Source organism: Verrucomicrobiia bacterium (assembly GCA_019634625.1).
GTDB lineage: Bacteria > Verrucomicrobiota > Verrucomicrobiia > Limisphaerales > CAIMTB01 > CAIMTB01.
The window spans coordinates 1-11,341 of the sequence record JAHCBA010000083.1; the positions used below are offsets into that span (position 1 = coordinate 1).

Annotated in this window: 10 protein-coding genes; 5 read left to right on the forward strand and 5 right to left on the reverse strand. The window is 66.5% G+C overall.

All coding sequences use genetic code 11. The features are described 5' to 3' along the window. Both KF833_24175 and KF833_24180 read left to right on the forward strand, forming a co-directional pair. Positions 1-371: hypothetical protein (locus tag KF833_24175; GenBank protein MBX3748415.1), on the forward strand; the 371-nt coding region annotated here is incomplete at its 5' end. 649 nt (positions 372-1,020) lie between these two features. After that, positions 1,021-1,539, forward strand: a complete 519-nt coding sequence (locus KF833_24180) for an SET domain-containing protein-lysine N-methyltransferase (GenBank protein ID MBX3748416.1) — start codon at positions 1,021-1,023, stop codon at positions 1,537-1,539. A 27-nt stretch (positions 1,540-1,566) separates the two neighbouring features. Here the strand turns inward: KF833_24180 and KF833_24185 are convergent, their stop codons facing one another. From KF833_24185 to KF833_24195, 3 genes are all read right to left on the reverse strand, one after another. Further along, complete coding sequence (locus KF833_24185; protein ID MBX3748417.1) at positions 1,567-3,315, reverse strand: proline--tRNA ligase; 1,749 nt, start codon at positions 3,313-3,315, stop codon at positions 1,567-1,569. Between the two features lie 15 nt (positions 3,316-3,330). Further along, a complete protein-coding gene (locus KF833_24190; GenBank protein MBX3748418.1) occupies positions 3,331-4,086 on the reverse strand; it encodes a fumarylacetoacetate hydrolase family protein in 756 nt (251 codons plus the stop codon). Between the two features lie 182 nt (positions 4,087-4,268). After that, positions 4,269-4,520, reverse strand: a complete 252-nt coding sequence (locus KF833_24195) for a hypothetical protein (GenBank protein MBX3748419.1) — start codon at positions 4,518-4,520, stop codon at positions 4,269-4,271. Positions 4,521-4,677: 157 nt separating this feature from the next. Between KF833_24195 and KF833_24200 the strand changes: the two genes are divergently transcribed. Together KF833_24200 and ilvD are read left to right on the forward strand one after the other, a co-directional pair. Then, a complete protein-coding gene (locus KF833_24200) occupies positions 4,678-6,021 on the forward strand; it encodes a 3-deoxy-D-manno-octulosonic acid transferase (GenBank protein ID MBX3748420.1) in 1,344 nt (447 codons plus the stop codon). A 299-nt stretch (positions 6,022-6,320) separates the two neighbouring features. Further along, positions 6,321-8,030 (forward strand): dihydroxy-acid dehydratase, encoded by a 1,710-nt coding sequence (ilvD, locus tag KF833_24205; protein ID MBX3748421.1) that lies wholly within the window; start codon positions 6,321-6,323, stop codon positions 8,028-8,030. A 153-nt stretch (positions 8,031-8,183) separates the two neighbouring features. On the opposite strand, the gene KF833_24210 is transcribed toward ilvD, so the two are convergent. Next, positions 8,184-9,266 (reverse strand): RNA polymerase sigma factor RpoD/SigA, encoded by a 1,083-nt coding sequence (locus tag KF833_24210; protein ID MBX3748422.1) that lies wholly within the window; start codon positions 9,264-9,266, stop codon positions 8,184-8,186. Positions 9,267-9,804: 538 nt separating this feature from the next. Between KF833_24210 and KF833_24215 the strand changes: the two genes are divergently transcribed. Next, positions 9,805-10,398 (forward strand): DUF2179 domain-containing protein, encoded by a 594-nt coding sequence (locus KF833_24215; protein ID MBX3748423.1) that lies wholly within the window; start codon positions 9,805-9,807, stop codon positions 10,396-10,398. Between the two features lie 202 nt (positions 10,399-10,600). On the opposite strand, the gene KF833_24220 is transcribed toward KF833_24215, so the two are convergent. Beyond that, on the reverse strand, positions 10,601-11,341 hold a 741-nt coding region (locus KF833_24220; protein ID MBX3748424.1), incomplete at its 5' end, for a hypothetical protein.

The window sequence follows — 11,341 nt, forward strand, 5'->3', positions numbered from 1 at the left end:
TCATCCGCCGTGGAATCATGGGCTTTTTGGGGACCTCCGACTGGAGCGCGGCGTCAGCAGAATATCGCCTGGCCCTCTATGTGATTGGCGGGACGTCGGGACGGAGCGACAAGCGGGTGTTGGATCCGGAGGCGATCCGGGCGGAATTGGCGCGGGGTGGCGAGCTGCCGCTGGGCCAGATCCTGCGGCTGCGAATCCGGCACATGACCGACGGAGTGTTCCTGGGCTCGAAGGAGTTTGTGGACCAGATGTGGGAGCGGCACCGGGACAAGTTCGGCAAGCGGCGCAAGAGCGGCGCGCGGATCATTCGAGGCGCCCCAATCCCGGGGCTCACTGTGCTGCGGGATCTCCGTGTCGATGCGGTGGGGTAAGTGGCTTCGTCTGAGTCGAAGTCACCGAGTGGATCCACCTGTCCGGTGCTCCACCGTTCGGTATCCCGGCCTCAGCCGGCCACCCTCACGACCCAGTTCCCCGCTCCAGTTGCACAAGCCACGGCACGCCAAAGCGTGGACATGCAACCGCCGTTCCCCACTGCCCTGTGTTGGGGATAGTCCGCAGCGCGCCGAGGTATGGGTGCGACGAGGGAGCCTACCCGCCAGTCCCGCGGCCGCGGGATGACCGGAGAGCAACGAAGCCAGCCGGCCTTTTCCGCGACAACCCTTTGGGCGACCGTCCTATCGGCCTGGGCCTGCGTTGACCCGACCGTTACAGCCCGCTGCGGGGATGCGCCGGCCTCGCCGTCCCGCGACTGCCGGACCAAAACCCCTCGTTGCAGGGCCCCTTCCAGTTTTCAGACGGGCTCCAACGAGGCAGCGAATCGGAAGGATGAACCCTGCGAGTCCGCAACCCAAGGCACCCCACCATTGCGGCCTCGCGGAACCCGGCCCTCCGATGCCGCGCTCGTCGAAGCTCGCACCTCTTCCTACAACTCGGGAATGCACGGCATGATGACTTGGTGCTTCGCCAAGGCTTGCCGGGCGTTCGCTTCTCTGGCGTGGTTTGCCCCCGCACGGACATTCCATGGATCCCCTCCTTAGCGCGACCGAACCCGACACCACCGGGACGATCAACGCATACTTCCTGGTTCGCCACTCCGGCATCCATGGCGACGGCGCCTTTGCACGGTGCGCCGTCCCTGCCGGCACGTTGATCGCTGAGTACACCGGCGAGCGCATCTCCAAGGCCGAATCCGCCACTCGTTGCGAGGGCGGCAACCCCTTCATCTTCACCCTCGACGACACGTGGGACCTGGACGGCAGCGTTCCTGCCAATCCGGCGCGGTTCCTCAATCACAGTTGCGATCCGAACTGCGAGGCACAGATGGACGACGATCTGCGCATCTGGATCCATGCGCGGCGCGACATCGCGCCCGGCGAGGAACTCACCTTCAACTACGGCTACGATCTCGCCGAATGGCGTGACTACCCCTGCCGCTGTGGAGCCCCCCAGTGCCTCGGCTACATTGTCGCCGAGGAATTCCACGACCAACTTCGTCGCCTCCTCGCCGAAATCCAACAGCCCCCAACCCGACCCGCCTGATTCCTTCCCGCGCACCGCCTTCAAACCTCAGGGCTCAGGCTTCAAACGGGCCAGCGTCTCCCGCACGTGCGCCACGATCCGCGCCACGGCCTCCTCCCGCTTCACCGCCTCCATCGCTCCGCCACGCGGCTTCAACTCGATTTCCCCCTTGGCCAGGGACTTCTCCCCGATGCCCACCCGCAACGGGATCCCGATCAGGTCCGCGTCCTTGAACTTCACGCCAGGCCGTTCGTCCCGGTCATCCAGCAACACCTCGATCCCGGCCGCGGTCAGGTCCCGGTACAATTCCTCGGCCACCGTCATGGTGATGCTCCCCGCAGCGCCCAGCGGCGTCAGAAGCACCTCGTACGGCGCGACGCTCATGGGCCACACGATCCCGTCGCGATCGTGCGACTGCTCGATGATGGCTTGAAGAGTCCGTGTGACGCCGATCCCGTAGCATCCCATGACCGTCGGCTGACGCCTCCCCTCGGCGTCGAGGAACGACGATTCCAGCGCCTCGCTGTACCGGGTCCCCAGCTTGAACACATGGCCCACTTCGATCGCCCGCTGGAGCTTCAGCGGCTGCCCCGTCCGCACGCACGCCTCCCCGGCACGCACGGTGCGCAAATCCGCCCAGACGTCCACCCGGAGATCCCGTTCCACATCCACGTGGCGCAGGTGGAAACCATCCTCGTTCGCCCCCGTGGTCATGCCGCAGGCGCCGCGCAACTGCTCGTCCGCCAACACCCGTGGCTGCGACCGTGTCAGGGTGGATGTCACCGCCCCCAGGCTTCCCGGATGCGCCCCCAGCGCCGCGTGGATCTCGTCCGAGGTGGCCGGACGGAACACCGTGGTTCCCAAGGCCCCGGCCAGCTTCGCCTCGTTCAAGGTGTCGTCACCACGGACCAGCACCAGCACCGGCGCACCCTGCGCCACATGGACCAGTGTCTTGATCTGGGCGTGCGCCTCGACGTGGTAGGGGGCTGCCGTCAATCCCTCGATGGTCACCACCCCGGGCGTCGCGAACTGTTCCGTTGCGGTCCCGGTCGAAGCGGTCGGCGTCGGCAGGGCCGGGCCGCGGCTGACGGCCTTCTCGAGGTTGGCCGCGTACTCCCCCGATTCGCAGTACACCACCTCATTCTCGCCCGTCTCGGCCGGGACCATGAACTCGTGCGAGTAGTTCCCCCCGATCACGCCGGTGTCCGCCTCCACCGCCACGGCCCGGAGACCGCAGCGTGCAAAGATCCGGGTGTAGGCCTCATACATCCGCCGGTAACTGGCCATCGCCGCCTCGTCGCTCACATCGAACGAGTAGGCATCCTTCATGATGAACTCCTTCGCCCGCATGAGCCCGAAGCGGGGCCGGATCTCGTCCCGGAACTTCACGCTGATCTGGTAGAAGTTCAGCGGCAGTTGCCGGTAGGAATTCACCTCCCCCGCCGCCAAGGTGGTGATCACCTCCTCGGCTGTGGGGCTGAGCACCCATTCCTTCTGCGCCCGGTCCCGCGCCTTGTACAGGACATCGCCAGCGGTCTCGTACCGGCCCGAGCGCTGCCACAATTCTGGCGGCTGCAGGGCGGGCATCAGCACTTCGAGCGCTCCGGCCCGGTCCATCTCCTCCCGCACCAGGCCCTCGATCTTGCGCAGCACCCGCAGGCCCAACGGGCAGAAGGTGTAGAGCCCCCCGGTCACCTTGCGGCACAACCCCGCCCGCAGCAGCAGCCGGTGCGACGGAATCTCCGCGTCCGCCGGCGCCTCCTTGAGGGTGGGAATCAACGACTGTGTCCAACGCATAGGCGGTCCTTGACCTCACTTCACCATGTTCACCAGCGGAGCGAGGTTCTGGATCCGCACCTCGAGCCGGTCCCCGCTTTGGATCGGCCCCACGCCGCTCGGAGTCCCCGTCAGAATCACGTCCCCGGGCAGCAGTGTCATGTTGGTCGAGATGAAACTCACGAGATCGTAGGAATTGAAGATGAGCTGGCTGGTGTTCGAGTTCTGCCGCAGCTGGCCGTTCTGGAAGAGCTGGATGGAAAGATCGTGCGGGTCGATCTTGGTCTCGATGTACGGTCCCAGCGGCGTGAACGTGTCGAACGACTTCGCCCGCGCCCACTGGCTCTCCGCGTTTTGAATGGTCCGGTCGCTCACATCCTGCGCCGCCGTGTACCCGAAAATGTACCGGGCCGCCGCCGCCGGCGTCACATTCCGCACCCGCCGCCCGATCACCACCGCCAGTTCCGCCTCGAAATCCACCCGGTGGGTCGCAAACGGAATCTCAATCTTGGCACCGTCCGGGATCAGCGAGGTCGGCGCCTTGAACCAGAACAGCGGCTCCTTCGGCAGTTCCTTCCCCGATTCCCGCGCATGGTCCGCGTAGTTCAATCCCACCGCGATCACCTTGGAAGGGGCCACCGGCGTCAGCAGCTTCAACCCCTTCGCCGGGGTCGCCTTCTTCTCGAACGACGGCGAGCCGAACACGTCGCCCTTGAGCTTGAAAAGCTCGCCGTCCACCACCTTGGCGTAGAAGATTTCTTCCCCCCGCTGAAACCGTCCGATGGCAGCCATGCGGCGCGTGAAGTATCAGAAAGCGAGGGGGTTTCGCAAGGCAAAAGCCGGTCCGGGCCATACACCCCTCCCCCTGTCAACGCCAATCTTCACCCGGCACCCCCCTTCCGCCCCTCCCCGAATCGTCCTTGGAAGGGACCCTTTCCACGCCTGCCCGGCCCGTCGCGACCCGCCCCGCCGATTCACGCTCCACCCCGCGCCGCATCGTCCCCCGGCCACGCCCCCACCGCCCCTTTTCCCGGCGCCTTCGCAATCGGCTCCGTCGTCGGATCGCTCAACGCCAGCAGCACGCGCTCGGCCCGGTCCGTTCCCGCACCCTCCAGGTGCCGCATCGCCTCCCGGAAGGCGTGCCAGCGGAAATCCGCCTCCCCCGGCGCCCGCTCCACCCGGTCGAGAAAAGCCGCGATTTCGATCAGTTTGCACCGCGCATCCATGAAGTAGAGGTCCAGCATCTCCGCCCGGTTGAGCCGCGTGATCATGACCCCCGGAGCCTACCGAAACGGAGCCCGCGCTCAATCCCGCGCAACCCCAGGGTTCGACTGGCCGTAACCGTCCCGCTCCCGCATCGTCCTCCACGGGAGTTCGTCGTTCATGCGCACCCTCTACAACCTGGTCTTCGTGCTCGGCTTCCTCCTGAGCGCCCCGTTCTATTTCTTTCGCCTCTGGCGCCGGGGCGGATGGGCGGACGGATTCCGGGAACGCTTCGGAGCCTACTCGTCCCGCACCAAGCAGGCCCTCACCAACCGCCGCGTCGTCTGGCTCCATGGAGTCAGTGTCGGCGAGGCCAACCTCGCAATCCTCCTCGTCCAGGCCCTCGAACGCCAGTGGCCCCACCTCAAGTTCGTCGTCTCCACCACCACCACCACCGGCATGGGCGAACTCCGTCGCAAACTCCCCGCCACCGTCGAGAAAGTCTACTACCCCATCGACCGACGGCCCTGGGTCCGACGCGCCTTCGCCATCCTCCACCCGTCCGCCGTCGTTCTCATCGAGGCCGAACTCTGGCCCAACTTCCTCTGGCACGCCCGACGCCGGAACGTCCCCGTCGCCCTCGTCAACGCCCGCATCTCCGACCGTTCGTTCCCCCGCTACCGCCGGTTCGGATTCCTCTTCCGCGACCTCTTCCGCGGCCTCGCCGCCGTCACCACCCAGAGCCCACGCGACGCCTCCCGACTCGTCCAGCTCGGCTGCCGTTCCGAATCCGTCCACCCCGTCGGCAGCCTCAAGTTCGAACCGCCCCCGGCCACCCAGTCCCGCCCGGTCGATGTCCCCCGCATCCTCCGCCACGCCGGCGCCCCCGAAGGCGCCCCCATCCTGCTCGCTGGCAGCACCCACGAAGGCGAGGAGGCCCTCCTGGCCGGGATCTTCCGCCGTCTGCGAACCCGCCATCCCACCCTCTACCTTGTCCTCGTCCCCCGCCACTTCGAGCGGAGCCGCTCCATCGGCGGCCAGCTCGACCGCCGCGGCGTCCGCTACATGGTCCGCAGCGAAATCACCTTCACCGATGCCCCCAAGCCCGGCAGCGCCGACTGCCTCCTCGTCAACAGCACCGGCGAACTCGCCCAGTTCTATCCCCACGCCACCGTCGTCTTCATCGGCAAGAGCCTGATCGGCCGCGGTGGACAAAACCCCATCGAACCCGCCGCCGCCGGACGCCCCATCGTCTGCGGCCCGCACATGGGCAATTTCCCGGACATCCTCCCCCGCTTCCTCGAGGCCGAAGCCATCCGACAGGTCCCCGACCCCGCCGGGCTCGAACAAACCCTCGACGAACTCCTCTCCGATGCCACGGCCCGCGAAACCCTCGGCCGCCGCGCCCGCGAAGTCGTCTCCGCCAACCGCGGCGCCCTCGACCGCACCCTCGCCATGATCGGCCGCATCCTCGAGGAAAAGGGCCTGTCCGATTACGCCGCCACCTCGCTGCCCGGGCGTTGAAAGGCGAATCGGGAATCGCGAATCGTTGGGAATTCCGTGCATCCCGGAGTTGTGGGTAGTGGCGCGAACTTCGCGAAGCGTCGCCTCGGAGGGCCGGGTTCCACGAGGCCGCCACGGTGCGGAGCGTTGGGTTGAGGACTCGCGGAGCTCGTCCCTCCGATTCGCTGCCTCCTCACCCACAACTCTGGGATGCACCGTCGGGAATCCGCCCTTCGCCATTCCCAATCCGCTGCTTCAACCGCATCACTTTTTGATTACGAGCCCCCGGGCAACTCCCCCATAGTGCGGCCCCGTTCAACATGAAGAAGAAGTCCGTCCGCCGCCCGAAGTCCCTCGAACGCGCCTGGTCCTCGATCGTCCTCGACGGCATCGAGCGGGCCCCGAGCCGCGGCATGCTCTACGGCACCGGCTACCAGCGCGAGGACTTCAAGAAATCCCAGATCGGCGTCGCCTCCACCTGGAGCATGGTCACCCCGTGCAACATGCACATCGACCAGCTCGCCGTGAGCGTCGCCCAGGGAATCAATGAGGCCGGCGGCAAGGCGGTGGTCTTCAATACCATCACCATCTCGGACGGCATCTCCATGGGCACCGAGGGGATGAAGTACTCCATGGTCTCCCGCGAGGTCATCGCCGATTCCATCGAGACCGTCGTCGGTTGCCAGGGCTTCGATGGCTTCGTCACGCTCGGAGGCTGCGACAAGAACATGCCCGGCTGCGTCATGGCCATGGCCCGTCTCAACCGGCCCTCGGTCTTCGTGTACGGCGGCACGATCCTCCCGGGCAGACACCAGGGCGAGGATGTGGACATCGTCAGCATCTTCGAGGCGGTCGGCCGCAACGCCGCCGGCGTGTACGGTCCCAAGGAGGTCGAATCCATCGCCGAAACCGCCATCCCGGGCGCGGGCGCCTGCGGCGGCATGTACACCGCCAACACCATGGCCAGCGCCATCGAGGCCCTCGGACTCAGCCTTCCCAATTCCTCCGCCCAGGCCGCCCTCTCCGATGACAAGACCCGCGACTGCGAACGCGCCGGCGCCGCCGTCCTGAGTCTCCTCCGCCGTGGCATCCGCCCCAGCGATATCCTCTCCCGCGAGGCCTTCGAAAACGCCATGACCCTCGTCATCGCCCTCGGTGGCTCCACCAACGCGGTCCTCCACCTCATCGCCGCCGCCCATACCGCCGGCGTCAAGCTCACCCTCGATGACTGGACCCGCGTCGGACGCCGCGTCCCCGTCCTCGCCGACCTCAAACCCTCCGGCCGCTATGTCATGGCCCGCCTCGTCGAGATCGGCGGCACCGTGCCCCTGATGAAGATGCTCCTCGACGAGAAGCTCCTGCACGGCGACTGCCTGACGGTCACCGGCAAGACCATGCGCGAGAATCTCCGCGGCGCGCCGCGGTATCCCAAGGGACAGGACATCATCCGTTCCTTCGACCAGCCCATCAAACCCACCAGCCACCTCGTCATCTTCCGCGGCAACCTCTGCCCCGGCGGCGCCGTGGGGAAGATCAGCGGCAAGGAAGGACTCCGCTTCGAAGGCCGGGCCATCGTCTTCGAACGCGAGGAGGACGCCCTCCGCGGCATCCTCGACGGCAAGGTCCGCAAGGGCCACGTCATCATCATCCGCGGCGAAGGACCCCGGGGCGGTCCCGGCATGCGCGAGATGCTCTCGCCCACCGGCGCCATCATGGGCAAGGGCCTCGGCAAGGACGTCGCCCTCATCACTGACGGCCGGTTCAGCGGCGGCTCCCACGGCTTCGTCATCGGCCACGTCACCCCCGAGGCCTTCGACGGCGGCCCGATCGCCGTGGTCCGGAAGGGCGACCCGATCACCATCGACGCCGAGTCCCGCGAGATCACCCTTGGAATCCCCGCCCGCGATCTCAAGGCCCGCCTCGCCCGCTGGAAGCAGCCGCGTCCCCGCTACACCCGGGGCGTCCTCGCCAAGTACGCCGCCCTGGTCAGTTCGGCCAGCGAAGGCGCGGTGACCGACGGCCGCCTCTGAACACTCCCCGAACACTCCCTGAACACTCCCCTCCGGAGGGCCGGGTTCCACAAGACCGGCGAACACCGGCTCCATCTCCTGAGGACTTGCGGACCTCGGCCCTCCGAACCGCCGTCGCCCCCTCTCGGCCGCCGTTCGGACGTACTTCGGACCCTACTTTGGGGCCTTGGTCGATCGCTCCAGTTTCTCGATCATCCGGCGCAGCTTCCGGAGCGCCACCGCCTCGATCTGCCGGATCCGCTCCCGGGTCACCCCGTACTGAACCCCGATTTCCTCAAGAGTCTTTCCTTCGCCCCCGTCGTAGCCGAACCGCTGGCGCAGGATGCTCTGCTCCCGCACATCCAGGGTGACGATCATCTTCTCCAGCATCTCGCGAACCGTCTTGTCCTCCAGTTCCCGGTACGGCGTGGCCTGCTTCTCGTCGGCCACGATGTCCCGCAACGCATTGGCCTCGTCGTCGCCGATCGGGGCATCCAGTTGCGCCGGGCGGATCGCCGCCGAACGCCACTGCGCCACCCGCGCCGCCGTGATCCCCATTTCCTCCCCGAGTTCTTCATCGGTCGGTTCCCGTCCGAAAAGATCCTCCAATTGCGCGGACACCCGCCGCATCCGGGCAATCTTGTCCACCAGGTGCACCGGCAGCCGGATGGTCTTCCCCTGGTTGGCCAGGGCCCGCTTGATCGCCTGCTTGATCCACCACGCCGCGTAGGTCGAAAGCTTCCCGCCCTTGGCGGGATCGAACCGCTCGACCGCCTTCATCAACCCGATGTTCCCCTCGTTGATCAGGTCCAGAAGCGGAAGCCCGTACCGCTCGTAATCGTGGGCGATCTTCACCACCAGCCGCAGGTTCGCCTTGATCATGTGGTCCCGCGCCTTGCGATCCCCCGCCTTGATCCGCGCCGCCAGTTCGATCTCCTCCGCCGGGGTCAGCAATGCCACCTCACCAATCTCCCTCAGGTAAAGCCGGTACGCCGTGTCCCCATCGTAGCTGTCCCGCCGCCCCGCGGACACCGCCTTCCTCGGCGCCGCTGGCGTCCCGTTCCCGCCGTCGTCGCCGTCCGCCGTCGCGCCCTGGATCGACGCACGTTCCGTCTCCTTCCCTGATCCCACCGCGGCCGTCTCCCTGCCCCGGCGCGTCGCGTCCCGGCTGGGACGCTTCCCCGAACCAGACTGCTTCGGGACTTCAACGGGACGATCCGCCGCGTGTCGCGGACCCCTGGGACTTGGCGATTTCATGAGTAAGCACCGGGTACACCGGGACTGTATGCAAGTTGCGGTGCCCCCGTCCATCGCCGCGAAATCGAAAGCCCCCACCGGGGCGCATCTCCATGTTGTCGGAGATTCGATCGGTCGAGGGATACGACGAGGGGACCGTCGGGATCGGGATCGGGATCGGCATCGGGATCGGCATCGGAATCGGAATCGATCCGGAACGAACTCCGGCCGTGCGCGAACCTTCCGGGCTCCTGTCGATACCGATTCCGAGTGCGACCCCGACACGGTCTTTGCCATCATCCCCAAGGATGGTCGTCCGTTGTGTTCGCGTGCTCCAGGCCGACAGAAAGTCCGGATCGGTTCGACCGGTGGCGATCCATGGAAACAACCCCCGTGTGCAAAGTCCGCGCAAATGCCATTGAAGACACCGGAACTGGCGTGCCCTAATCCAGCCGCCTTCCGTTTTCCGGAACCGGATGGCCCGGAACACCAGGAGGTGTCCGGCATCCCTCGGGACATTCGACCGTCCCCACGGATCCGGACAGGAACGAATCGAGATATGGATGCGTTACTTCAAGGAAGCGACTCCTGGTGGTACACCTGGGTTGTCATACCGATCGCGATCATGCTGGCACGCATGGCGGATCAGTCACTGGGAACTCTACGCGTGGTCTTTGTTGCCAAGGGCAACAAGTATCTCGCACCCCTGGTCGGGTTCTTCGAGTCCATCATCTGGCTGCTCGCCGTGAGCCAGATTCTCAAACATATCGACAATCCCGTCTGCACGATCGCCTACGGCACGGGGTTTGCCCTGGGCAATTATCTCGGAATGACTTTGGAGGAAAAAATCTCCATCGGGCGGGTGATTGTCCGCGTTGTCTGCACCCGGAATGCGGAACCGCTCATTGCCGCTCTTCGCGAGCGCGAATTCGGGCTGACCGTGGTGGACGGCAGCGGCAGCAAGGGATCGGTGAAAATGCTGTTCTCCGTCATTGATCGCAGCGACCTCAACGACCTGGTCGCCCTGATCAACCGGTGGAATCCGAACGCCTTCTACTCCGTCGAGGAGGTGAAGGTCGCCCGGGAGGGCGTGTTCCGACCCGGTGCCGGTCGATTGGCCATGCTCGGACTTGGACTGAGAAAGATGAAATAGACGCGAACCTCCCGGTGCCGCTCCGGCGCCCACCGCCCGGTCTCGATCTTCGGTTCGCCCGGAATGCGTGGTCCGGGCCGAGACCACCCGGGCAATCCGCCCCGGGAGTTCGCCGACCGGACGGGTGTCACCGAGGTCGTCTCGGATCTCGATTCCCTGCCTTCATCCCGGGATTCGCCAATCCCCGACGGCCTCCGGGCTGTCAACCACCTCCCGGCCGCACCAGTGCCACCCCCCAATGTCCCGGGCCGGGTGCAACGATCGGACGCCAGTCGCCCCCGGCCACCTCGCCGCGCGGCCCCCAATCGCCCCGGCCAATGTCGATCCATCGCACCACGAACGTCCCCTCCGCTCCGCGCAAGTCCAGGGTCACCGCCCCTCCATCCGGAAAGTACATCGCATAGGCCACCCCCGGTCGGGCTGCCAGGTACGCCTCGTTGGCGCCTCGCTCGCCCAGCAGCCCGTTGGCCGCCTCCACCTCCCACAGCCGCACCAGCGATTCCAGCTTGCGACCCGCCCGTATCGACGCCTCGGCCGGCGCCGAGAATCCAAGCCCGGAATCCGGCCGGTGAAACCTCACCGCCGCCGCCCCGCCAATCAGATGCCGCCACCACCGCTCGAGACCGTCCCGGTCATTCCCGAACCGCCCCCCGTCCGCCCCGTAGGTCTTCACCGTGTTGATCGGTCGTGGCCTCCCCGCCAGATACTCCCGTGCCCACTGGAACTGGTCCCAGTGCCGTTGCCCAGTCTGATGGTTGTTCTGTGAGACATCCACAAAGGCGTACCGCTCCGGATGATCGAACGTCCGCCGGTGATGCGCCCCCTGCAGGTTCCAGTCATCCCACATCTCCGTGAGATGGACCTCGACCCCCGCCACCCGCGCCCGTTCCCGGATGAACTCCGCCCAGTAGACCGACCATGCCTCCTCCCCGTTGGTCTCGTT

Coding starts and splice junctions, on each gene's coding strand:
- KF833_24180 (MBX3748416.1), top strand. CDS start 1,021: ATGGATCCCCTCCTTAGCGCGACCGAACCCGACACCACCGGGACGATC.
- KF833_24185 (MBX3748417.1), bottom strand. CDS start 3,315: ATGCGTTGGACACAGTCGTTGATTCCCACCCTCAAGGAGGCGCCGGCG.
- KF833_24190 (MBX3748418.1), bottom strand. CDS start 4,086: ATGGCTGCCATCGGACGGTTTCAGCGGGGGGAAGAAATCTTCTACGCC.
- KF833_24195 (MBX3748419.1), bottom strand. CDS start 4,520: ATGGATGCGCGGTGCAAACTGATCGAAATCGCGGCTTTTCTCGACCGG.
- KF833_24200 (MBX3748420.1), top strand. CDS start 4,678: ATGCGCACCCTCTACAACCTGGTCTTCGTGCTCGGCTTCCTCCTGAGC.
- ilvD (MBX3748421.1), top strand. CDS start 6,321: ATGAAGAAGAAGTCCGTCCGCCGCCCGAAGTCCCTCGAACGCGCCTGG.
- KF833_24210 (MBX3748422.1), bottom strand. CDS start 9,266: ATGAAATCGCCAAGTCCCAGGGGTCCGCGACACGCGGCGGATCGTCCC.
- KF833_24215 (MBX3748423.1), top strand. CDS start 9,805: ATGGATGCGTTACTTCAAGGAAGCGACTCCTGGTGGTACACCTGGGTT.